At 51.2% G+C, this 22,608-nt stretch carries 20 protein-coding genes and 1 pseudogene; 13 read left to right on the top strand and 8 right to left on the bottom strand.

Annotated features, from left to right (window positions below):
- The first annotated feature begins 164 nt into the window (after positions 1 to 164).
- Genes hisA through tsaE form a run of 3 tightly spaced genes read left to right on the top strand, consistent with a single transcriptional unit; the run spans position 165 to position 2,252 of the window.
- Positions 165 to 926 (top strand): phosphoribosylformimino-5-aminoimidazole carboxamide ribotide isomerase, encoded by a 762-nt coding sequence (hisA, locus tag HWX74_RS14145; protein WP_176014150.1) that lies wholly within the window; start codon positions 165 to 167, stop codon positions 924 to 926.
- Positions 926 to 1,828, top strand: coding sequence for a thiamine-phosphate kinase (gene thiL, locus HWX74_RS14140; protein WP_176014149.1), 903 nt, complete (start codon positions 926 to 928; stop codon positions 1,826 to 1,828). Before hisA ends, thiL begins: the two co-directional genes overlap by 1 nt.
- Positions 1,812 to 2,252, top strand: a complete 441-nt coding sequence (tsaE, locus tag HWX74_RS14135; protein ID WP_176014148.1) for a tRNA (adenosine(37)-N6)-threonylcarbamoyltransferase complex ATPase subunit type 1 TsaE — start codon at positions 1,812 to 1,814, stop codon at positions 2,250 to 2,252. The genes thiL and tsaE overlap by 17 nt, the downstream gene beginning before the upstream one ends.
- A 313-nt stretch (positions 2,253 to 2,565) precedes the next feature.
- On the opposite strand, the gene HWX74_RS14130 is transcribed toward tsaE, so the two are convergent.
- Entirely contained in the window at positions 2,566 to 3,003 is a 438-nt protein-coding gene (locus tag HWX74_RS14130) for a nucleoside deaminase (protein ID WP_176014147.1), read from the bottom strand.
- Between the two features lie 1,028 nt (positions 3,004 to 4,031).
- Here HWX74_RS14130 and HWX74_RS14125 point away from each other — a divergent pair.
- The 3 genes from HWX74_RS14125 to HWX74_RS14115 are packed head-to-tail and all read left to right on the top strand — an operon-like array spanning position 4,032 to position 6,475.
- Positions 4,032 to 5,192 (top strand): ankyrin repeat domain-containing protein, encoded by a 1,161-nt coding sequence (locus tag HWX74_RS14125; RefSeq protein ID WP_176014146.1) that lies wholly within the window; start codon positions 4,032 to 4,034, stop codon positions 5,190 to 5,192.
- A gap of 54 nt (positions 5,193 to 5,246) precedes the next feature.
- A complete protein-coding gene (locus HWX74_RS14120) occupies positions 5,247 to 5,957 on the top strand; it encodes an RHS repeat-associated core domain-containing protein (protein WP_176014145.1) in 711 nt (236 codons plus the stop codon).
- Between the two features lie 20 nt (positions 5,958 to 5,977).
- The gene (locus tag HWX74_RS14115; RefSeq protein ID WP_176014144.1) at positions 5,978 to 6,475 is read left to right on the top strand and encodes a hypothetical protein; all 498 of its coding nucleotides are present in this window, start codon (positions 5,978 to 5,980) and stop codon (positions 6,473 to 6,475) included.
- Between the two features lie 530 nt (positions 6,476 to 7,005).
- Here the strand turns inward: HWX74_RS14115 and HWX74_RS14110 are convergent.
- Entirely contained in the window at positions 7,006 to 7,476 is a 471-nt protein-coding gene (locus HWX74_RS14110; RefSeq protein WP_176014143.1) for a pyridoxamine 5'-phosphate oxidase family protein, read from the bottom strand.
- 559 nt (positions 7,477 to 8,035) lie between these two features.
- Between HWX74_RS14110 and HWX74_RS14105 the strand changes: the two genes are divergently transcribed.
- Entirely contained in the window at positions 8,036 to 10,030 is a 1,995-nt protein-coding gene (locus HWX74_RS14105; protein ID WP_176014142.1) for an ATP-binding protein, read from the top strand.
- A gap of 892 nt (positions 10,031 to 10,922) precedes the next feature.
- Here the strand turns inward: HWX74_RS14105 and HWX74_RS14100 are convergent.
- Entirely contained in the window at positions 10,923 to 11,810 is an 888-nt protein-coding gene (locus HWX74_RS14100) for a hypothetical protein (protein ID WP_176014141.1), read from the bottom strand.
- A 243-nt stretch (positions 11,811 to 12,053) separates the two neighbouring features.
- Between HWX74_RS14100 and HWX74_RS14095 the strand changes: the two genes are divergently transcribed.
- Positions 12,054 to 13,235, top strand: a complete 1,182-nt coding sequence (locus HWX74_RS14095) for an IS4 family transposase (RefSeq protein WP_176013549.1) — start codon at positions 12,054 to 12,056, stop codon at positions 13,233 to 13,235.
- Here HWX74_RS14095 and HWX74_RS14090 read toward each other — a convergent pair.
- On the bottom strand, positions 13,227 to 13,499 hold the full coding sequence (locus tag HWX74_RS14090) for a hypothetical protein (RefSeq protein WP_176014140.1): 273 nt from the start codon (positions 13,497 to 13,499) through the stop codon (positions 13,227 to 13,229). The genes HWX74_RS14095 and HWX74_RS14090 overlap by 9 nt on opposite strands.
- Before the next feature lie 565 nt (positions 13,500 to 14,064).
- Complete coding sequence (locus HWX74_RS14085) at positions 14,065 to 14,394, bottom strand: hypothetical protein (RefSeq protein ID WP_176014139.1); 330 nt, start codon at positions 14,392 to 14,394, stop codon at positions 14,065 to 14,067.
- Positions 14,395 to 14,580: 186 nt separating this feature from the next.
- Between HWX74_RS14085 and HWX74_RS14080 the strand changes: the two genes are divergently transcribed.
- The 3 genes from HWX74_RS14080 to HWX74_RS14070 are packed head-to-tail and all read left to right on the top strand — an operon-like array spanning position 14,581 to position 16,879.
- Entirely contained in the window at positions 14,581 to 15,135 is a 555-nt protein-coding gene (locus tag HWX74_RS14080; protein ID WP_176014138.1) for a thioredoxin family protein, read from the top strand.
- Positions 15,136 to 15,149: 14 nt separating this feature from the next.
- Entirely contained in the window at positions 15,150 to 16,526 is a 1,377-nt protein-coding gene (locus HWX74_RS14075) for an FAD-dependent oxidoreductase (protein WP_176014137.1), read from the top strand.
- Between the two features lie 17 nt (positions 16,527 to 16,543).
- Positions 16,544 to 16,879 carry a helix-turn-helix transcriptional regulator gene (locus HWX74_RS14070; protein WP_176014136.1) on the top strand — a complete coding sequence of 112 codons (336 nt, stop codon included), beginning with the start codon at positions 16,544 to 16,546 and terminating at the stop codon, positions 16,877 to 16,879.
- 31 nt (positions 16,880 to 16,910) lie between these two features.
- Here the strand turns inward: HWX74_RS14070 and HWX74_RS14065 are convergent, their stop codons facing one another.
- Complete coding sequence (locus HWX74_RS14065) at positions 16,911 to 17,090, bottom strand: hypothetical protein (protein WP_176014135.1); 180 nt, start codon at positions 17,088 to 17,090, stop codon at positions 16,911 to 16,913.
- A gap of 276 nt (positions 17,091 to 17,366) precedes the next feature.
- On the opposite strand from HWX74_RS14065, the gene HWX74_RS14060 reads away from it, so the two are divergent.
- Positions 17,367 to 19,418, top strand: coding sequence for a pyruvate formate lyase family protein (locus HWX74_RS14060; protein WP_176014134.1), 2,052 nt, complete (start codon positions 17,367 to 17,369; stop codon positions 19,416 to 19,418).
- 11 nt (positions 19,419 to 19,429) lie between these two features.
- Here the strand turns inward: HWX74_RS14060 and HWX74_RS14055 are convergent, their stop codons facing one another.
- Positions 19,430 to 21,415: a hypothetical protein gene (locus HWX74_RS14055; protein ID WP_176014133.1), complete on the bottom strand. Its 1,986-nt coding sequence runs from the start codon at positions 21,413 to 21,415 to the stop codon at positions 19,430 to 19,432.
- A 152-nt stretch (positions 21,416 to 21,567) separates the two neighbouring features.
- Here HWX74_RS14055 and HWX74_RS14050 point away from each other — a divergent pair, with 152 nt between their 5' ends.
- Complete coding sequence (locus HWX74_RS14050; RefSeq protein ID WP_176014132.1) at positions 21,568 to 22,431, top strand: AraC family transcriptional regulator; 864 nt, start codon at positions 21,568 to 21,570, stop codon at positions 22,429 to 22,431.
- Here the strand turns inward: HWX74_RS14050 and HWX74_RS14045 are convergent.
- Positions 22,425 to 22,583 (bottom strand): annotated as a pseudogene (locus tag HWX74_RS14045) (IS5/IS1182 family transposase); the annotation flags it as partial. The gene HWX74_RS14050 and the pseudogene HWX74_RS14045 overlap by 7 nt on opposite strands.
- Positions 22,584 to 22,608: the final 25 nt, after the last annotated feature.

Genomic DNA, 22,608 nt, shown 5'->3' with positions numbered 1-22,608 from the left:
GCTTCGGATGGGATCGTGCAGCGATGTTGGGAGGATACGCCCGTTTTGGGGATTTTCTTCGTTCCTCATTGTTGCCGGCAGTGATTTTTTCCGGAGATTCATTTTCTTTTTGCCGGGAAACGGGGTATATTTTACGAAGTTTTTTTTAACAGCGGGATAACCACATGCAATTCAGACCATGTATCGATTTACACGGCGGCAAAGTCAAACAAATCGTCGGTTCCACCCTGACCGATGACGACAGCAGCCTGACTACCAACTTCGAGTCCGGACACGACAGCGCCTTTTACGCCGAATTGTACCGGCGCGACCAATTGGATGGCGGTCACATCATCATGCTCGGGGCCGGCAACGAAGAGGCGGCCCGCCGTGCGCTGGACGCCTGGCCGGGTCATTTGCAGGTCGGCGGCGGCATCCGCGCCGGCAACGCGGCCGAATGGCTGGACCGCGGGGCGTCCCAGGTAATTTTGACCAGTTACATCTTTGCCGACGGCGAACTGAAACGCGACAACCTGCAGGAAATCTTCCGGATTGCCGGCCGGGAAAGGCTGGTGCTCGATTTGAGCTGCCGGAAACGGGAGGACGGCTACTATATCGTCACCGACCGCTGGCAGAAATTCACCCGCTGCAAAATCGACCGGGAATTGCTGCGTTTCCTGGCCGATTACTGCACGGAATTTTTGATCCACGCCGTCGACGTCGAAGGCAAACAGGCCGGCATCGACACGGTGCTGCTGCGGCAGATGGCGGAATACTCGCCGATCGACTGCGTTTATGCCGGCGGCATCCGCACCCTGGAGGACATCGAACAGATCCGGCAGGCCGGTCACGGCAAAATTCATTTCACCGTCGGTTCCGCACTGGACCTGTTCGGCGGTCCCCTCGCCTATTCGGCGGTCGTGCAGGCGGCCTGGCAGGAGCGCTGATGGCGGACGAACTGCAACTGCTCCGCGAAATTCTGCCGACGCTGCGGCAACGGCCGGACGTCGTCGTGCCGCCGGGCGACGATTGCGCCGCCATCGACTCCGGCGGCACGGAACTGCTGCTGGCGGCGGTCGACCAACTGATCGGCGACGTCCATTATTACCGACAGCGCACCGAGCCGGAGCGCATCGGCGCCAAGCTGCTGAAGCGCAACTTAAGCGACATCGCCGCGATGGGCGGCCGGCCGGCCTGGGCGTTGCTGACGCTGGCGCTCGGCGGCGTTTCCGACGACTGGCTCAAGCGCTTCTATGCCGGCCTGGAAGCATGCGCCCGCCGGTATAACGTGGCAATCTGCGGCGGCGACCTGGCCGCGCTGCCGCCGGGCATCGAAGGCGAAGTCGGCACGCTGACCATCCTCGGTCAAGTTGAACGGACCAAGCTCTGTCGCCGGACGGCCGCCCGCGATGGCGAATTACTGCTGGTAACCGGCGAACTCGGCAATTCGCTGGCCAGCGAGCACCATCTCGATTTCCAGCCGCGGCTGGCCGAAGGCGCTTTCCTGGCCGGAGACTTCACCCGCTGCATGATGGACATCAGCGACGGCCTGCTGCTGGATGCGCAGCGGCTGGCCGAACAATCGAAAACCGGTATCGTACTGGATACCGAAGCGCTGCCGCTGCGCTCCGGCGCCGACACCGGCATGGCGCTGGGCGACGGTGAAGATTACGAACTGCTCTTCACACTGCCGCCGGAACAGTTGGAAACCTTGCAAAACCGCTGGCCGTTCGCTACTCGTTTGAGCGTCATCGGCCGGATTGCCGGCCAAAGGCCGGGAACCGTTGTCGACCGTTTCGGCAACCACCTATCAAACAAAGGAAATTCAGGCTATGTCCACTTTCAATGACGTGACGGAACTCATCAGCCGTTCAGAGCAGGAAACCGAAGCGTTCGCTTCCCAACTGGCCCGCCGGCTGCCGCGCGGCACCGTACTGGCGCTGCACGGCAATCTCGGCGCCGGCAAGACGGTCTTTTCGCGCGGTTTCGCCCGAGGCCTCGGCATTACCGAACCGGTTTCCAGCCCGACTTACACGATCATCCAGGAATATCCATTGCCGGAGGGCGGCTATCTGTTTCATCTTGACCTCTACCGGATCGAAAACTCCCGTTCGGCGCTGGCGTTCGGCGTGGACGAATATCTCAACGATCCCGGCGCGTACGCACTGGTGGAGTGGTCGGAACGGATCGCCGACATCCTGCCGCCGGAAACCCGCCGCCTGACCATCGAACAGCTCGACGACACCAGCCGTAAACTTTCGCTGCAATCATAAATCTGTCTCGCCGCGCCGGCAGTTTCGTTCACAGTCCAGCGTCCAAGTATCGACATTCAGTCCCGGACAATCTAGGCGGCAACTTTGTCGAAGCGGCCGGGATATGAAATCTCCCGGTTCTGCCTGAATGTTGCACAAATCTCATGCCATCAAGAGGAGAATAAAACAATAACAAATTGCATTACAATATTTTACGCCAAATATAATATTGAGTTCTACCCATAACAAGGTGTCGCACTGCAAGCCCTGCCTTACGTCGCCTCAAGGTATTTTCCCTCAAGTCCTATTTGCTGTCTGCTGCATGATATTCTTCTTACTCCGCGATATCTTCGTTCCAGACTGCCGGATTTTCAGCAATATATTCTCTCATCATCGCGATCAATTCCGGCTGGTTGACAATGGTCACGTCCACACCACGCGAACGCAAAAAATCTGTTTCTCCGGGAAAATTCACATCTTCACCGATTACCACTTTCGGAATTTTATACAACGCAATCGCTCCCGAACACATAATGCATGGTGAAAGCGTCGTATAAAGCGTGCATTTCCGGTAAAACGCGGCCGGATGTCGCCCCGCCTTAGACAATGTGTCGATTTCGCCATGCAAGGTTGGATCTCCCGATTGCACCCGCCGGTTGTGGCCGCGCGCGACAACCACACCACAATGAACCAAAACGCCTCCGATGGGAATTCCTCCCTCATGCAATCCCAGAAGCGCCTCCTCATAGGCCACCCGTAAAAATTGATCCATGTTTTCTCCTTCACGATTGATTGAATTTTATGCGAGGTACAAATTTTTTACAGAAAATCTGCTCAAATTGCCCAATCGGGTTCCCCTTATTTCCGGTTGGGCAAATAATTGCTGGCAGGCCATCAGCTCGGGACTCCCCTCCCTTCAATCAGATCCTCTCTTATCATGCTATTATACAGCATATCTTTTCTTTTACAATTTCGATTCAACCTCGTTTCCAAAATCATCGGTTATTTCCCAGGATTCCTGCCGCTCCAGCGCCACGCTTCATCGCCGGTTTGGGGGCGGAGATATTCCAGGTTGTGTCGTCAATAGCTACTTTGCAATCCAGGATGATTCCATGTTGGTCTATCAGCAGGGATCCTTTCAAGCCGTAATAAAACATCGCTTGGGCGGCCCATATCCATAGGCAGCGCTCCCTTTAAGGAGACGGCAGCAATTCACTCGACGGAAGTTGCAACCCGGCATGGGAAAACCATCTGCGATACAGATTTGACTACTGGACGGAAGAAGGCACTTACGCAAATCTTCCCGAATCTGTTGTTTCAATTTCCAGAGATTCGCCGCCTACCACAAAAAGGTGATTCGGGTTCCAATGATTTCGAAAATAACGGCGAATCGCTTTGGCTTCGTCTATACCTATTGATTCGCCGACGATCTCCCTGGCGATTACTTCCGCATCTGATAATTTCGGATGCGGCCACGGCGTCTCAAGGTTTTTTCGCTTTTTTTCAGCATGTCGTCTACCAAACAGTATACTTCTGTGATATAGTCTTCCGGGAGCATGTTTGGGAGCCCTTTTGATTTGTCTGTTGTTATCCAAATTTAAACCCAAACCTGCTTATGTTCAATTCTCATTCAAAAAAGCTTACACATGGCGTGAATTACTTAAATGATATCAATATAGGAGATAATATAGAAGGGGTCGATCTTAGTGGTGGATATCTCCAAATGATAGACTTATTGCCATCAGACAAACAAACGGCAGGAGCGCTTAGTCCCTCAGGAGTCCATGAAAGGAGTATTGTATGGCTGAAAAAATGAAAGATGTTCTTTTTGAATACATTCAACAAGGAAAATTTGAAAAGGCGAAGCAGTTGATTCGTCAATATCCTTATTGCCTGAATCAATTTGCGGATGACGAATATGGCTCCACAGTGTTACGTGCAAGTGTTGCGAACCATTGTCCGGTTGAATTTATCGATTTTTTAAAAGCGATGAACTATGATTTCAGCTTGAAAAACAATAAAAATAATTACCCTCCCTTATTGTCTTTTCCTGTTTTTCTAGATGAAGATTTATGTCAAAAGATGGTTGAAGTCGGTTGCCGTCTGACTCCCTGGGAAGAGGCTTGTTTTATTATTTCTTACTTTAGAAATCAGAAGGAGGATCAGCTGGATTCATTATTGAAAGCACACCCTGAAATTGCCGGAATGACAAATTCGAATGGAGAGAATCTACTGTATATAAGTTTGCGCTTGCAGAAGTTTTCCTATGCAGAATTATTGTTGCCATTCAGTGCATTGAATATTATTACCAGCAGGAATGAAAGTTTATTTGGAGGACTGGGTGGAAGTTATGGCATACTCTCTTTGGGTTCAAATGAAGAAATAAAGAATTGGTATGAGCGTTTGGATAAGTTGGGCTGCAAACGGTTGCCGGCAGAACAGTTGTTTCATTTTATTAATTACGGAAATTTTGATGCGGCCATTGCTTATTTACGGGAACATCGTTATCTGGTGAATGGGTATATACATAATTGTTGTTCTGTTTTTCATAACGTCGTTTTTACATGTGCCAAATATAATTTGGACGTGTCTTTGATTCAAGAGTTTATTGATCTTGGAGTTTTCATCAATATTCCTAACTACGATGGCTATACTCCGATATTTTCAGCCAGTCGATCGCAAAGCGTTACAGAGTTACTGATAGCAAATGGTGCGAATGTCAATATAGCATGCGGAGCTGGTGATAGGCCATTACACACTGCAGCGAGGGACCGCAGTGAAGCAATTTTTTCTTTGATCGAAGCAGGCGCTGAAATAAATGCGGTAAATAACTACGGTTATACGCCGCTTGATCTATTGAATCAATATGATGATTTCAGGGAACATTTTAAACTCAAGAAGAGAATGAAAGCCTTGGGCGCATTATCAGGCAAAGAAATAAGAAAGATGTCAAAACGATGACGTGACCATCGGTATGTCGAATAAAGCAACGAATTCGAATATCCGGAAGATGAGGTGGTACGATTAACCGAAATCAATGCGGTTAGAGTAAAGAAAGTGACGACGCAGGAGAACGGGTTGGTTACGAAGGAAGAATTGTTCAACAGTGACGGCACCGCCGGCAACGTGACGACTTACACTTACGATCAGTTCGACCGGTTGAGCACAATGACTGAAAAGCGCGGCGCGACGGTGGTGAATACGCTGGCCAACAACAGCTATGACGCGAACGGCAACGTGCTGATGCGGACGGTAAACGGGCAGTCGGTCAGCATGGCTTACGACAATCTGAACCGGCTGTATAATTATCTGCTGCCCGGGAACCGGATCGTCAACTATGAGTTCCATCCGACCGGCGAGTTGAAGAAGGGGTCGGGTGCGGAGACTTACACGCAGGAGTTCAGCTACAACAACTTCGGCGGCATGTCGACAATTCAAATGTTATGGGATTTACTTTTTACTTGGTTTCCAGGGGAAACTGTTTATCGAATTTTTCATAGAAATTTTGATATTTCAGAGGCTCGCGTAGAGGGCGAAGTGATGGATATTTGGCAGCAGGAAGTGCACTACTACGGTTACCGTTATTACGCCCCCCAGCACGGCCGGCGGATCAGCCGTGAGCCAATTGAGGAAAATGGCGGCATGAATTTGTACGGCTTTGTCGGAAATAATCCTTTAAAATATCACGATATTTTAGAGCTATATTTAGTACCGTCAATCGGATAGACTAAAGGAATTTATGAATAATGATTTATAAACGAGAAAAAATTATCATTATAGCAGGAGTAACAATAGTTCTTCTGGTTATCTTAGCTGGATATATTCGCATGGCCATTATGCGTATTCCTGTTAAAGAAGTATCTGGATTTGAATATATAAATTCTGATTGGAATAAAAGTGAGACACTGTATTTTTCTCATGGAGAGACAGGAAAAGCCAGATTGATTACAGCTCCAATTGATTTTAAGAATGAAAATTATTTTTATATGAGATTTCTTTATACAGATAGTTGGAGAAAGTTTCTTTGCTTTGAAAAAGACGGTCAATTTTTCTTACAGTTATTCAGTAAGCATATTTTGGCAATCTATAAAGTTGAACCAAATTCGGAATTTGCATTAGAATTAAAAGAAATATATGATAATCAAAAGAAGGATTATGAACTCCGCAAGGATGAAATTGAGGATTGGAAACAAGAGCGTGAGAAATATATAAAAATGTATCAGAAAAATGATGAAGGAAAGTAATAAAGGAATAATTCTATTCTGAATGTAAAGCAAAATCAGCGGATCAAGACGACGCTGGCGGACGGCAGTTACTGGGATTATGCGTATGACAATTATGGACAGGTGATCAACGCGGTGCGCAAGAATGCTTCCGGAGGGATTGCCGGGCAGTCGTTCAATTACAGCGATTATTTCGGGCGCTTTTGGGGAGAGTATTCCGCTTTCTTCAGGGCATGGTTATAATGCGTCGGCCGAGGCCGCTTGACGGCAAGTTTCATTTCCGCAAGAGTTTCCGCCCAAGCACTATGCCAGATTTCGATATCCAACGGTGTTTTGATTTCGAGACAAAGCCGCTTCAAGGTCCAATGCACCCGTTTCCCATTTGCATTTTTGTCGCTTTGCATCAATGACGCTGAAAAATGTCGGTACGGCCAAACGGGGTTGTCCGGTTGTGGCCGGCAGTTTCAATTGCCGGTCGGAGCCGCCGCGACAATGGAAAATCAACGTTTCGTTATAGTTCCCAGCCTGGCGGCGCACCGTCAAAGTTCAGCTCAATCATGCTGTTTGCCGGATAACGTTTCAACCTCGAGCTTGATAATCGCGACGGCCGCCAGCGCCCCGGCCGCGAATCTCCAATCCGTTCGTTCGGAATAATGCGCCATAATGGCGCGCAACGCCGCCGTTTTCTCCGCGTCGTCCTCGACAAGCGATATGATTCCGGTACCGACAACGCTTCGATAACCGAACGAAAATTGACACGCCTCGTCGCGAACGTGAAGCTGATGGCGGCAATCCAATTCGAAACCGGCATACCGATTGCGTCGAATCAAATCGATTTTCCGCCCCTGTGCCGCTCCGTGAAAATAGAACAGTCGTTGCCGGCCTTTCCGCACATAGCCGAAATTCAACGGGACAATATACGGCCTGTCGCCATCGATCAAAGCGATCCGGCAGCAGTCACATTGTTCGATGATCTCGTCAATCAGTCCGCTGTCCGTCACTTCCTGGAGTCGTTTTCTCACCCCTCTCCTCCCATTGGTTCATGAATTCGATTGAATTCCTGCGATAAAGCACATTTCCCAGGACAATTCATTTCGATGGCTTTTTCGTAAAGTAAAATTTCCTTTCATTCTTTACAAGCCAATTTTCGTAAAAAACGCCACAATCCAGAAAAAGCATTGCCGTCTCCCACCGCATCGAATCAGCCTGGAACGCGACCTTTACAGGTTGCGTTTCCGGCAATTGCCAGGGGGCGCAGCGACAGGCAGGAGCGGAAAGCGGGAAAGCGGACGGCGCGAGAAAATACGGAAGAAAGATACCGGCTCAACTTTCGATAACAAGTTGAACAAGACGACTCTTGCGGTTGTCTGATGGAATAGAGGAAGTTGCGTCGGCGAAATGCCATACAATTTAAAGATGGATTGAATACGGAATTTACTTTTTCTTGAATCGGTGTATAGTAACGATGTAGTCTGAATTGAATCCGACAATGCCATAGAGGAATTTTCTTTGAAATTAAAAACGTCCGTACCGCTGTGTACCATGTTACGGGATGACCCCCAAGGAGAATGTACACTCAGCTTGTTGCTCGAGCTCATCAACCGCAATGACGATTATGAGCGGATCGGCGATGAGATGTTACGGATCGTCAGTGAAAGCCTGGGTGCGGCCCGGGGCTTTGTATTCCGGTATGGTGATGACTATATAAGCCCGCCGCTGAAAATATTCGAATGGCTGGCGCCGGCGAAGCTGCCGCCGCTCATGCCGGAAGATTTTTCCGGATGTCTGGATGCTCTGCTCGAGCAGCGGCCGGTAATTTTGAAAGCCGGTGATTTGGCAGACGGCCGCCAACCGGACATTCAGTGCAGGCTGCTTTCCGGCATCTGGGCCAATGACCGTCTGTACGGATTTGTCGGAATTGACTACTGTTCTTTTGACGACAACTGCAGCGACAGCGTGGTTAAAATACTCCGAAACGCCGCGATCATGTTTGCGCTGGCATTCAAACAGACCCACCAGCATGAACAGTTGCTCGAAACCGCTTCGCAATCCCGTCAGATCATGGACAACCTGCCGTTACCGATCCTGCTGGTCGATACGGATTTCCGGGTCAGGGCCGCGAATCCGACCAAGAAGATCAATGTGGATTTGCCGTTGCCAAAACTGCTGGGAACTTTCTGTTATGAAACGGTATGCAAGTTCGGGGCGCCGCCGGAATTCTGCGCGGTTCAGGAAACGTTGCATACCGGTCAACCCAGCCGCAAGGAATTCAGCTTCGGCGGCAAGCGGCTGATTTCAACCTCGCAGCCGATTTTCGACCGTCACGGCAAGATGAAGTCCGTCCTGAGCGTCGATATCGACATTACCGAAGTCACCCGGCAGAAAGAAGCGCTGGAAGCGGCAATGGAACAGGCGCAGGCGGCCAACTTGGCCAAAAGTTATTTTCTGGCGACGGTGAGCCATGAATTGCGGACGCCGTTGAATGCCGTAATCGGCTTCAGTGAAATTCTGCAGAACGGCAATGTCGATGCCGCAACCCAGCAGGAGTATCTGAATGCGATCAACTTTGCCGGCACGTCGCTTTTGAATCTGATCAACGATGTTCTGGACCTGTCGAACCTGGAAGCGGACAAAGTGCTGATAGACCCGGTGAAAAGTGATGTTGCCGACCTGCTGCAACAGGTGGCGACGGTTTTTACCCTCAAGGCACGGCAAAAAGGAATCCGCCTGGAGGTTGACGCTGCGGCGTTGTGCTATCCGCTCTATGTGGATAGTCTGTGCCTGCGCCAGATTTTGCTGAACTTGATCGGCAACGCGATAAAATTCACCACGGAAGGCGGCGTGACAGTCAGGGGAGCGTTTGCGGCGGAAGATGACCGGCAGGGGCTGTTGCGGATCAGCGTATCCGATACGGGAGTCGGCATCTCGTCCGAAAACCAGGAGCGGATATTCGAGCCGTTTGTCCACGATTCGATCATCCGCGGCAAACGGATGTACGAGGGTTCGGGACTCGGGCTGACCATCTCCCGGCGCCTGGCCGATAAAATGGGCGGTTCCATACGGCTGGAGAGCGAACCGGGCAAAGGCAGTACTTTTATCCTGGAAATCAGAGTCAAATACGATACCAGTCGGGATGACCGGAAGGATGATGCCGCCCGGAAGACGGCAACGGCAGCGCAAAGCGGAACCGTGACCGGCGAACGGCACATGCTGCTGGTTGACGATGTGCCGATTAATCTGAAAGTACTGGAAGTCATGCTGACGCGCCTGGGGATTCAATGTACATCGGTGGAATCTCCGGAAGCGGCAATTGAACTTCTGCGGCAGGGAAAATGTTATGACATGATTCTCACCGATATGTGGATGCCGGGAATGAACGGGCTGGAAATGGCGAAATACATTCGACAGGACCTGCGGATCACCGATGTGCCGATTTTAGCAATTACGGCGGATACCCAGGTATCCACGGATGAGCGGGCGGCGTTCGATTATATTCTGTATAAGCCGATTACGCTGGAATCCCTGACGATAATGCTCAATGATATGGGGGTGTCTGCAATCAATCAGCGGCGCTGAGTCGGCCATCGCCCGACTCGACAACGCCCCACGTTGTTCAAAGAAAACAATTTTCCGCTTGCCTTTGATTGAGTTCCATATGGGTATAGTAAGATATCGAAACATATCCAGTCTTTTAACAAAATCAGGTATAATAGCTAAGGTAGCTTAAAACATCTTTCAAAATTGAACATTCAAATTCAGTTAAAAAAAACGATAAGCGACAAAGTCAATTTTTTCCCAATAACTCAAAAAAAATACAGTAGAAATTAAAAAATATTCATAGATATGTGAGTTTCAAATTATCACCCTGGGAATTTATAACGTTTAGGAAACTTGTATATCAGAATTAAAAAAAATTTTTAATGAAGTTATTTTAATTCAAAATTATAACGACTTTGAAATAAATAAAAAAATTATTTTGCATTTGCATGTATATACGACCAATGTGATTGTAACAGGGATGAAGTATTTTTTTTAAATTATTTGTATTATTTTGATGCTTTCGGCCCAAACAGTTCAGATAAACATGACTCTGTCGATTGGCTTCAAGTGATACTCAAAAACACGGATGAAGTAATGAATACTGAAGAGATTGAAACATTTTGGAAAGAAGGAGATAAGTACGATAACATGAATAACACTATAGAGCGTATTCGTCTAGTCATGACTGATTAAAATTTTACACATAGCAACCAGCTTATTGTGGCAACTTTAGCTTTGCAATATTATGAACAATTATCCTAAAAATTGGAATGTATATAGTCGGCGATGCAAAAGTTTGATGCGAGAAGGAAAAATTCTTTGAGGAAATGTTCTTTCCTTCTTGCGCTCTTTCTTTTCCAAACCATTTCGAGTAACATTGTCTCAATTGACAAGCCATAAAACACATTCCATTTATCCGTCCATTTGTTTATGCTGCTGCAGATAGCTGCTTCGGATAAAATAGTTGCCATTGCGTATCATCAAATCCGATTTTTGCGGCTTCCTGATAATATTTTTCTCTTGCGGCATCGTCATTACCGATAAGCGTCCAGTAAATATATGCCCACAACGGAAAAAGAGCTTTTTCCAAAGGATCTTCCGCATTGGGATCAGGTCGAAATAAATTTATCAATGCTTTATCCCGTGAATCTATATATTGTTGTAAGTCTGCTGGAATTGGTGTTTTGGCGGAAAACCACGTTAAGAAAAACCAGCGATAACCGTTTTTATAATCAAGTTTCAGAGACAAATAATATTTGCCAATTTCCTGAATGTTTTTTGAATCATATTGTTTTAAAATTTCCTTCCCTTGAATTATATAGTTTATTTTACAAAATTTTTTTCTTAAATCATTATGAATCTTATATCCATTTGTATAGTAAATTGCAATCATACTGTAAAAATATCCAGAAATTATGATAACTCCCCCTATTACAAGTAACAGGTTCAGATTATATTGCCACATTGATATAGCAAAAGCTATAGTATTTATAATTCCTAAAATAGTTAATAATGTTATATGGATTTTCCAAGTAGAACAAAATGATAGTATATGATATTCTTTCTTTTTAACCATATTATTTTTGATTAAATTTACTGAAAACGGATTAAATCCTAAACATCGACCAAAGAGTATATTTTTATTAAAACAACTGATTGTAAGCCAATGTGGTATGATAAAAACAGAAATGATAATTACACTTAATCTAAACTCTAATTCCCCATGAGTGATTAAAGACAGTAATATATTCACTGCAATGATTAGGAAAATGAGAATGATGTAATCCAGTATTATATATATTACCATTTTACGCATAACAGACGCTTCCCTTATTATTTCTTGCAACATTTTATGTATAAATCTCGCAAATCTTGTCCTTTTTGCGCACGTCTATCAAGTAATTTTCCATATCCTTCCAACATTTTTCTATTTGTTTCATCTTTTATATGTGCAATCACTACTGTCCGGTAAAAGTTTCCGGACTTGATTGTTAAAATCGGGACTTGTTCTATATTAGAAGAGCTCAAACCCATAATATTGAACAAGAAAGTCCCGACAATGCATTACAGTAGCATCTTTCAGCAGCTTTTCAATTTCATACCGAGACATCGTTTTGAGAAATCCGTAGAAAACTTATCCGGCGACCGCTATTGCAAACATTTTACCGCATGGCGGCAGTTTTTGACGTGCCTTTACGCGCAAATTACGGGCAAAGACTCCTTGCGAGAAATTGAAAACGGTCTTCTTGCAAACCATGATCGGCTGTATCACCTCGGCATGGAGGTTGTTCCAAAATCGACCTTGTCCGAAGCGATGAATCGACGTGATCCGGAGATATTCAAGGCGTTGTTTGAGGAAATTCTTGACCGGGCTTTGAAATGTGCGCCCTCGCACAAGTTCCGATTCCACAATCCGCTGTACGCGATTGACAGCACGACGATTGATCTGTGCCTAAATCTTTACGATTGGGCGCATTATCGTAAAAACAAGGGTGCTATCAAACTTCATACCGAGCTTGATCTATCCGGAAATCTGCCCTGCTTTGTGATGCTGAGCAACGGGAAAATAGCAGATATTCGAGCGGCACGAGAGAACATTATCATCGTTCCGGACAGCATCTACACCTTTGACAAAGGATACTATGATCTGAACTGGTTTCAACACATTGCGGACAGCGAGGCTTATTTTGTCACGAGACTGAAAGACAATGCAAAAATTGAGTTTCTCGGACAGCATCGGGAGGCAAATGAAAAACGTGGGGTTTTGCGGGATGAAGCCGTGTGGTTTACCGGATATCAATCAGCAAGAAAATATCCCGGAGAACTGAGGCTGATTGAGTTCCTGGATGAATCGACCGGAAAAACATACCGCTTCATTACCAACAACTTCAAACTGGCGGCAGCGAGCATTGCCGGAATTTATAAACAGCGTTGGCAGATCGAAATCTTCTTCAAATGGATCAAGCAAAATCTCAAAATCAAGAGCTTTCTTGGAACCAGTGAAAACGCCGTCATGACGCAAATCTATGTCGCGCTTATCCATTATCTTTTGGTCGCATACATCAAATTCCTGCATGGATTCAAGCTCAGCCTCTCGGAATTAACGAACCGAATCCGCGAGACGCTTATGCAGAATCTTTCCCTGCTCGAAGTCCTCGCTCTGAACCGCAAAACCATTACGAAGCCGCCGGATTGGAATGCTCCCGAACAACTCGAACTTTTCAACGAGTTTCTATGCTGAATTTTTTACCGGACAGCAGTGATGTGCAATATATACACCATAGCCAGTATTAATGGCAGCTCTGCCCGTAGCTTCAAGACTAACTGCAAGTCCCAATGGCGGGAAAAATATACCTGCCATACCAACAATAGCCTCCCCTGTTGGGGATAAACCTTCAATTGTATCTCCAGACGAAAATCCTTGATACGCACCTAACAATGAAGTTCCTATGCATCCGCTGTCATTCAAAGCTTTCTTGATTCTATCACGGTAATTATCCATCATCTGATCGTTATCGAGGGTATCTTCCCGTTATTTGCTGCAATTTAACAGTCCCAAGTTATCCCACATATTTGCCACCATATTAGCGCACACGACATAAAGGAAACAGTCTTTAGAAAGGTTGGCCCCCCATAATACCACACGTCCAGAGCTGGAAGAACAGGAACAATAACGGTCGGACCACTATCGGCAGGGAAAATATAATTGAATACGCCGGCCCCGGCAGTCGCTTTATTCAAGCGGCTGTATCGGTCGTAACTACAGGTACAAAAATTGACCGTACCGGGATTCAATCCGTTGTAACTTCCCTTTGAGCCGCTGGTTGTATAAACGTGATTCAACTCTTTCGTATAAATATCATCACTTGCCTCCTTTTACAAGGCAAATTGCGCATTAATAGTCAAATATAAAACGACAGGAAATCCGTTGCAATGATTCCATCAGTGGAGTTCATCAGTCAGCGCATTATTTGTCTCCATTTTCCGGCCATAACAGGCTCAATAAAGCCAAACCGATCGGCGCATTGGTCCAACCGCTGTAAATACTGCTGGCGCCGCCTTCATAACGATCACCGCAACGCTCCAATCGCGGCAATCATGTCCGGATAGACGGTGTACTCCGCCTGATAACGCCGCCGGATCAACGGCTCAACCGTTTCAAACGGCACCCCGAAGGCCGCCAGCAGCTCGCTGTAATCCCAACGCAACTCCCGGGCAGTATGTTCCAGGAGCCGCTGCCGGACCTGCTGCCGGTCTTCGCCGCGTCCGGCCAATAATTCGACCAGGACCGCAAACGGCGGTTGGGATTCGATATCACCCGGGGGCAACCCTTCTTGGCCATCGGCAACCGGACCTTCTGGCCATTCACTTTCCTTATCGTCCTGTCGAGTCTTTGCCAATTTTTTCCCCTGATCTTGTCATTCTGAAATTATTGATCGTTTCGAAAACTCCCTCGATATTGAACTATTTTCCAGTTTTTTCCAAAAACGCCTTGCTATATTCAATTATTGATATATAATAAAAATAGAATATAACAAACCATGAATATTTGATACCCCAAACCTATTATTTTATGGAGGTCGACGATGGAAGCAAAATTCAATTGGCAGAAAACTGGCCGGACCATCGGCTGGGCGGTCGGCGCAGTGATCGTTCTCGGCATTCTCTCCTGGTCGGCGATGACCGGCAAATGCCCGTTCGCTCTCTGCAAACCAGCAGCACCCAATGCGACAGCGACGGACGTTCCGCCGCAAACAATTGATGCCGAGGCATTCTGGCTTACCGATTTTCCAGCAGCTCAGGTCCGGGCCAAACAGGAAAATAAACCATTGCTGCTGCTGTTTCACGGGTCCGACTGGTGCGGCTGGTGTATCAAACTGGACAAAGAAGTGTTCAGTCAACCGGAATTTATCGACTGGGCCAAACAGAACGCCGTTCTGTTCAGTGCCGATTTTCCGCAGAACATTCCGCAGAGCGCCGCATTGGAAAAGCAGAACAGCAAGCTGGCGGAACAATATCAGGTTGAAGGCTTTCCAACCGTGGTGCTGCTCTCGCCCGACGGTCGCGAAATTGCCCGCACCGGTTATCAAGCGGGTGGCGCGACCAATTACCTCAAGCATCTCGAATCGCTGTTGAAATAAGAAGGCCGCCGATCATGAGAACATTCGATTTGATCGTCATCGGTTGGGGCAAAGGCGGTAAAACACTGGCGGCGGAAGCGGCGGCGCGTGGCGAAACCGTCGCAATGGTTGAACAATCCAGCCGGATGTATGGCGGCACCTGCATCAACGTCGGCTGCATTCCGAGCAAATCCCTGGTGACCAGCGCGGCGCAGGCCAAAACGATGGCATTCGGCTCCTTCGGCGAGCGCGCCCGGTTTTATGCCGGAGCGATTGCCGAAAAGCGCCGCCTGGTAACGATGTTGCGCCGTAAAATGTATGAAAAACTTCACGATTTCAAAAATGTTGAAATTTTCAACGGCGTCGGCAGTTTTACTGCCGCCCGCGAAGTTCAAGTGACCGGCGCCAGCCTCCGGGAAACCATTTCCGGCCGGCGGATCGTCATCGATACCGGTTCGCAGGCGGTGCTGCCTGCCATCGACGGCATGCAGCCCAATCCGCCGGTTTATACCAGCGAAACATTATTGGAGCTGGAACGCCTGCCGGAGCATTTGATCATCGTCGGCGGCGGTTATATCGGCGTGGAGTTCGCTTCCATCTACGCCAATTTCGGCAGCCGGGTCACCCTGGTGCAACACGGTCCGCGCTTCCTGCCCAAAGAGGATGAAGAGGTGGCCGGGGCGATCGCTGAAGTACTGACCGCCGCCGGCGTCACCATCCAGACCGGTTGTGAACCGACCGCCCTCGCGTCGGAAGCCGGAAACGCCGTTCTCACCGGCCGGGATGCCGGCGGCCGGAACCGTCAATGGAGCGGCGATGCCGTTCTAGTTGCCGCCGGCCGCCGGCCCAACACCGCCGCCTTGCAGCCGGAAGCAGCCGGATTGGCCGTGACTCCGCGCGGCGCCATCGCCGTCGACGAATACCTGCGCACCAATATCCCCGGCGTCTGGGCAATCGGCGACGTCACCGGTGGACCGCAGTTCACCTATGTCTCCTTCGACGACCACCGGATCGTCCGGGCGCAACTCTTCGGCCTGGAAGCCTCCCGAACCGCCAGCGGGCGCAACATTCCCTACAGTGTGTTCCTCTCGCCGCCATTCTCCCGGGTCGGGCTCAACGAACGCGAAGCCCGCCAGCAGGGTTACGAGATCAAAATCGGCAGCATTCCGGCGGCGGCGATTCCGAAAGCGCAGGTATTGCGGGAAACCGACGGGCTGCTGAAAACGGTAATCGACACCAGGACGGACCGTATTCTCGGCGCGATGCTGTTCTGCGCCGAATCCCATGAGCTGATCAATCTGATCAAACTGGCGATGGATGCCGGATTGCCCTATGCCGTGCTGCGCGACCAGATCTACACTCACCCGACCATGGCCGAGAGTCTGAACGACCTTTTCGGCGCAATTCACTAATCATGCAAAGGCATCTTATGGTTGAAGAAAAAAATCCGCCCATCGATTTGAACGATCCGGACCGGCAGTTGCAAGTGTTCCGGGCTCTGGCTAATCCGACCCGGATCGCCATTCTCCGGTTTCTGCACAACGGCCCCTGCTGCGCCACGCTGCCCTGTGTCAAACTGGGCATTTCCCAGCCGAATCTTTCCCGGCATCTGCAGGTCTTGAAAGAGGCCGGTTTGATCGACTACCGGCTGCAAAGCACCCAGCACTGTTATTTCATCTGCCGTCCGAGCCTGCTGAGACCCGTCTTTGCACTGCTGGCGGAACAACATCCCTACCGCCCATGCCGTAAACCGGAACAGCACTGATTCTCGGAAGCGCCGCGAACGGCCACGGCGCTCATCCGGTTATTCCGGCCGCCCGGTTCGGCCGCCGCGTATTGGCGGCGACGCATGCCAACTCCGACCGGATGAAACCATGTTCCAAGCTCAACTCCAGCGCCTGCCGGCCATCCCCCCTCGACTGCGGTCGGCAGGCCTGCCCATTCCCATCCCGACCGGACCGGAGCCGTACCGGCAATCCCCGCATCCGGGGACAATCGGGTAAATTTCCCGTCCCGACAGTTTCAACCTTTTTTCACTCCCATTCACTTTCCGCTCGATCCAATACGATACCGTCGCAGCGGCCGCAACAAAACCGTCGCAGTCCGGATGTCTCCGGTGGAAAAAGCGGAGTTTTCGATTTTTTCAAAACTCCGCTTGAAAAATCAGCCGCCTCCGTTATTCTTTAAATAAAGAACAATATTTTATTTTTAAAACAAAAACTCTTTCAAACAATCGGAAAGCGACTGTAAAAATGGACCACCAAGCTCTGGAACGCCTGCGGGAAAAGATTTTGGTTTCGGATAACAGCGCATGTTTTATCGAGCGGGAACTGCTGCTGCACAATCATGCAGCACAAACGCAGGCGTTGCCGGAGGAGGAACGTTATCGCTTTGAATTTGAATTGCTGCTCGACCACCTCTCCACGCCAATCGATCCGGATGACCGCTTCCTCGGCCGGATGGCGGAAGCACGCTGGCCCGGCCCGGAACCGTTCACCCGCCTTCCGGGCGGCCTCAGCAGCGAAGGGCATATCACCCTGCCGATGCCGGCAGTGCTGACTCATGGACTTTCCGGCATCGCGGCGGAAATTTCCGTCCATGCCGCCCGGATCGCCTCGCCGGAAGCCGCCTACTTCGAACGCCAGGCGCTCGGTTGCATCGACGCGATCCGCCGTTACAGCTTCCGTTATGCCGACGCGGCGGAAAAAGTCGGCAAAACGGAAGCGGCAGAAGCATTGCGACGCGTCCCGTACGAAGGCGCCTACGATCTTTTTTCGGCCCTGCAATCCATCTGGTTCATGCAATTTCTCACCAGCACGGTTTGCGGCGCGCGCGACTTTGCGCCGGGACGGATCGACCAATACCTGCTGCCATTTTTCCAGGCGGAACCGGATCGGGACAAGGCGTTGGAACTGATTGCTTTCTTTCTCGTCAAATTCAACGAAATCACCGGCACCGCCACCGACAACTTCGCAATCAAACCGATTCCATGCCACGCCAGCAAACAATACCTGACCCTCGGCGGGCGCAATCCGGCCGGCGAATGGGTCTTCAATGAATTATCCGAACTGTTCGTCGCGGCCGCCGAACTGGTCAAACTGCCGCAGCCGACCTTGAACTTCCGCCTCGGCGACGCCATGCCGGAAACCGCCTGGCAACTGGTCGAAAGAGCCGCCTGTAATCTTGATGCTCAGAGCAATTTTTTCAACGACCGTTTGATCGTCAACAAATTGCTGAATTCCGGCATCCTCCCGGCAGATGCCTGGAATTACGCCTTCACGGCCTGCAACCGGGTCGATCTGCCGGGCCGGCTGTACAATATCATGCGCCGCATCGATGTCTTCGACAACAGTTTCGCCTGGTTCCGCGAAGCATTGCTTGCCGCCGCGCCGCAAGAAGGCCCGGCCGTCGAAGCGGTTCTTGCCGCGCTGCGCCGGATTGCCGTAGAAAAAATCCGATCGGATATCCAAAACAACCGGCTTTCCCTTTATAGCGAACGGTTTTGTTTTCATTTTGAATCGCTTTTTTTCGCCAGTTGCCGACAGAGTTGCCGCGACATTTACCGGATGGGCGCCGAAAACTACCGCTGGATGCACCGGATGTTCTCCGGCATCGCCAATATGGCCGACAGTCTCATCGCCGTCAAACGGCTGGTCGACGATGAAAAGCGTTACACTCTCTCCGGGCTGGTCGCCATCCTCGCCGACGATTACGCCGATCACCAGGCGCTGCGCCAGGAAATCGTCAACCGTTTCCCCAGATACGGCAACGCCGACCGGGAAGTCGATTCACTCGCCGCCGCGGCAGCCAATGCCCTGATCGATGCCGCCGAAGAGGCCGGCCGGCGTGAGGGCTTCCTGATGATGCCGTCGTTTTACTCCCTGACGCTCCATGCCGAATTCGGGGCTGAAATCGGCGCGACACCGGACGGGCGGCGAAGCGGCGAAAGCGTCAGCGAAAACCAATCCCCCGAACACGGCGCCGACCGGAACAGCCCGACCGCCCTGCTGGCCAGCGTGGCGGCCCTGCCGCTCGACCGCTGTATTTGCGGCGGCCTGAACCTGAAATTCGGCAGCCGTCCGGCCGCAGACCAACTGGCCGCCCTGATCCGCAGCTTTTTCGCCATCGGCGGCCTGCATATCGGTTTTACGTTCGCCGACCGGCAAACCCTTGAAGCGGCGCGCCGGCATCCGGAGCAATACCGTACCCTGCTGGTCCGCAAAACCGGCTTTTCCGAATTTTTCGTCGCCCTTTCCCCAGCCGAACAGCAGGAGCTCATCGACCGTACGGAATATGATGCCTGAACGCGAAGTTTTCAACCGCCGGCCGGGCAACCGGCAACGCGATGGCAGAGCGGCGGCCCCTGGTAATCTTCCAGCCGCCACTCCCGGCCGGTGAACCGCAATGAACCGGAAACCCGGCCGAACGCGGTCGGCATCGCTTCCAGCCGGACGACGGCATCCTTTCGCGCCCAGGCCGCCGGAAGCCCCCTGCCCCAGAGCAGGCCATCCGGCGTTTCCGCAATCAGCAACGCCCGGAGCAAGGCGATCATCTCCGCATTGGTCCAGTTGTGCGGCATATTACCGGCGACGGCGCGTTCCGGCGAAAGCCAGCCGGCCATTTCCGCCGGGTAATTGCCGAACGGCAGCATTTCATTGCCATTCGGCGGTCCTTCGGTATAAATACCGCATTCGCCCATCTCTTCCAGCAGGCCGTTCAACAGAATCCAGGCCTCTTCTCCGGCACCGAGCAGCAACGCGTTGTGCGCGGCGGCAACTTCGAAATACGGCCAGAGTTTCTCCGGAATCCGTTCGTTTCGGCCGGTCAGGTACTTGTGCCGGAATTGTCTCAGGAAACGCGCCTGGGCCGCCGGCCGGCAACCGTCGGAACCAAAGAGGCCGGTCGGGTGAGGAAAGATGATCAAATCCCGCTCATTCGACGCTTCTGCCGGCCAATTTTTCCGAATGGCCCCGGCCAGTTTTTCCCGTATTCCGGACCAGGCTTCCGCCTCTTTGGGCCGCCCCAGCCAACCGGCCGCCGCCACCGCCGCGTCAAGGCCGCGCCACGCCCAGGCGTTGATATAGAAATCCGGCGAGTGACCATCCATTCGTCCGTGAATCCAGCCATGCCGGGCCGGAAAACAAAGGAGATTGGCACCGGGCGACCGCAAATGCGCCAGATTCTTCCCCGGCGCAGCCAGAAACCGGATATCCCGGGCGGTCAGCATTTCCAACAGGCAACCGACTTTTCGTTCGATTGCCGGAAAACATTCCTCCAGCAAGTCCCGGTTACGCTGGAAGAAAGTATGAAAAACAATGGCGTGAATTCCCTCGCCGGGCGCATCGGATTCGGCGCCGAAACCGCCGCAAAAGTCCAGCGCGGCCACCTCCCGGACGCCGCGGGCCGCCAATTCGCTCAAGCCCAGATAGTCCAACGCTTCCAACATGGCCACCCCGTCGCGCAGCCAGACAAAAGGATAATTCGCCACGCCGATCCGGGGTGACCCGCACTCCATGGCGGCAAGCAGGTGATATGCCAGACATTGCCAGGCGATATTCAAACGCCGATCCGGACAAGCGATTTTCGGCAGTTGCCGCCCCCGGCAGTCCTGGTGCAACACCTCCCGGGCCCCGTCCAGCGACATCGTTCGAATCCGCCGGTTCCGCTCCGTCAAGAACGCCGGCGGACCGGCGTGAGCGATCCGGAAGTCATACCGGTGATCGGGGGCCGCCGGCACCAGCAGGGCAGCAAAACCGCCGCCGGTTTCTTCCGGCGTGAAAATCAGAACCTCGCAATTTCCGTTCAGCAATTGAACCGCCGTACCTTCGCCGAAACACACGCCATTTTCCACCGCCGTCATCCGGTCGATCCGCCGGCCGGCCGGTCCGCAGCTCCGGACCAAGATTCCCCAGCCGGAACTCGGCGCCAGGCAACGGACCCGCAGGAAATCACTTCCCCCCGAGCCGGGGCCACCCAGGAAAAACAGTTCCGTCCAAAACTGCATTCCGGCTATCCGAAACGAACTTTTTGAAATCGGCAGCGCATTTTCCGTCGCCATGAAACTCCAGGCGATCTCCTCCGACGGCAGTTCCTCCACCGAAATAAGTTTGTCCTCCAGGATCCGGACAGTCGAAATTCCGGCACTCCAAAGGCCGGGCGAAAAGACGTTGCCCCGTTCGACAGTGGTCTTGTCGCCGGTATCGGATTGCGGATCGCCGAGAAAGAAATGGACATCGCCGCGATTTTCAAGTTCGACCAGCCGGCGAATTTCCGACTGCCGGGATGCTTTGTCCAACGTCATGAGTACCTCCTGTCTGGTTGTAGGGTGCCCGATAATTTTTTTGATCGACCCGGACCTGAATTTCCTTGCTTTTTTTGATCGATCATGCTATAATTTCGATGCCGAAGCAATTGATAGCAAATAATGGCGGGATGCGGAATCGGGATATTATCGTGCACAATCGTTACAAAGACTTGCCTTGTCATTTCGAGTCGACCGGCAACCGGGCGGATTGTTTTTTCCTGCGCGCCCTCCGGTTCCGGATGTGCCAATTACAGATCGAGGACCTGCATATCCATGACTCGATGGAGCTGGGCGTTTGCCTTTCCGGCACGGGAATTTTCATCGTCGAAGACAAGGTCATGGACTTCACCGCCGGTGATGTCATTGCCGTGACCGACGCGGAATTTCACCGGGCGAAAATCACCAATTGCGCTTATGCCGACTGGTATTTCTTTCATTTCAAGCCGTTTTTTCCGGCGGCGGCCGATGGGGACGGGCTTCTGTTTCCGGCCGATCACTCCCTGGCCGGGCCGGAGTATTGCAACCGGAAGAAAGATCCGTTTCTGAGCCGCCAGTTGCTGCTGCTCGGCGATTGGCTGGCGGCGCATGACAACCAGCCGGACCATACAGCCCGGACCATGCTGAAAGCCGCGCTGGAACTTCTGGTCGCCGACGCCCGGCGCGGCGGCCGCCGCTGGCGGGGGCGGGCGGAAAAAATCCGGCGGCTCTCGCCGGCGTTGAGCCTCATTTCACATCGCTGCGGTGAAAAATTGACCGTCTCCGGGCTGGCGGCCGCCTGCGGCATGAGCGTCAGTCTGTTTTACAAGTTATTCCAGGAAGTTTTCGGCAAATCGCCGGTGGAATATTTGATCACCTACCGCATCCGGCTCGGAAACTATCTGATCCGGCAGGAAAATCGTTCGATTGCCGAAGCGGCGGAGGCGGTCGGTTATGACGGCACATCGACTTTTTATCGCCATTATAAAAAGATCTTTGGCGCCGCCCCCTCTTCCTGCCGACAGTGTCGTCAATAGTTTAGAGTCCAAGCAGCGATGCACCTGATTTGTACCGCTGCGAGAAATGCAGCAGTGTTCTTGGCATATCGGGTTGCAATTCCGCGCCAACGCTTTCATGTCAAAAATGCATTTTCTCCCCAATGCCTCAACTTATACAGCTCTTTGTCATATCTTACCGCCTCCCATGATAAATTT

The sequence above is a fragment of the Victivallis sp. Marseille-Q1083 genome (assembly GCF_903645315.1).
Lineage (GTDB): Bacteria > Verrucomicrobiota > Lentisphaeria > Victivallales > Victivallaceae > UMGS1518.
Note: the sequence above shows the minus strand (reverse complement) of the source record. Positions and strands in the feature narration are given on the sequence as shown.

Coding starts and splice junctions, on each gene's coding strand:
- hisA (WP_176014150.1), top strand. CDS start 165: ATGCAATTCAGACCATGTATCGATTTACACGGCGGCAAAGTCAAACAA.
- thiL (WP_176014149.1), top strand. CDS start 926: ATGGCGGACGAACTGCAACTGCTCCGCGAAATTCTGCCGACGCTGCGG.
- tsaE (WP_176014148.1), top strand. CDS start 1,812: ATGTCCACTTTCAATGACGTGACGGAACTCATCAGCCGTTCAGAGCAG.
- HWX74_RS14130 (WP_176014147.1), bottom strand. CDS start 3,003: ATGGATCAATTTTTACGGGTGGCCTATGAGGAGGCGCTTCTGGGATTG.
- HWX74_RS14125 (WP_176014146.1), top strand. CDS start 4,032: ATGGCTGAAAAAATGAAAGATGTTCTTTTTGAATACATTCAACAAGGA.
- HWX74_RS14115 (WP_176014144.1), top strand. CDS start 5,978: ATGATTTATAAACGAGAAAAAATTATCATTATAGCAGGAGTAACAATA.
- HWX74_RS14100 (WP_176014141.1), bottom strand. CDS start 11,810: ATGCGTAAAATGGTAATATATATAATACTGGATTACATCATTCTCATT.
- HWX74_RS14095 (WP_176013549.1), top strand. CDS start 12,054: ATGCATTACAGTAGCATCTTTCAGCAGCTTTTCAATTTCATACCGAGA.
- HWX74_RS14090 (WP_176014140.1), bottom strand. CDS start 13,499: ATGATGGATAATTACCGTGATAGAATCAAGAAAGCTTTGAATGACAGC.
- HWX74_RS14080 (WP_176014138.1), top strand. CDS start 14,581: ATGGAAGCAAAATTCAATTGGCAGAAAACTGGCCGGACCATCGGCTGG.
- HWX74_RS14075 (WP_176014137.1), top strand. CDS start 15,150: ATGAGAACATTCGATTTGATCGTCATCGGTTGGGGCAAAGGCGGTAAA.
- HWX74_RS14070 (WP_176014136.1), top strand. CDS start 16,544: ATGGTTGAAGAAAAAAATCCGCCCATCGATTTGAACGATCCGGACCGG.
- HWX74_RS14060 (WP_176014134.1), top strand. CDS start 17,367: ATGGACCACCAAGCTCTGGAACGCCTGCGGGAAAAGATTTTGGTTTCG.
- HWX74_RS14055 (WP_176014133.1), bottom strand. CDS start 21,415: ATGACGTTGGACAAAGCATCCCGGCAGTCGGAAATTCGCCGGCTGGTC.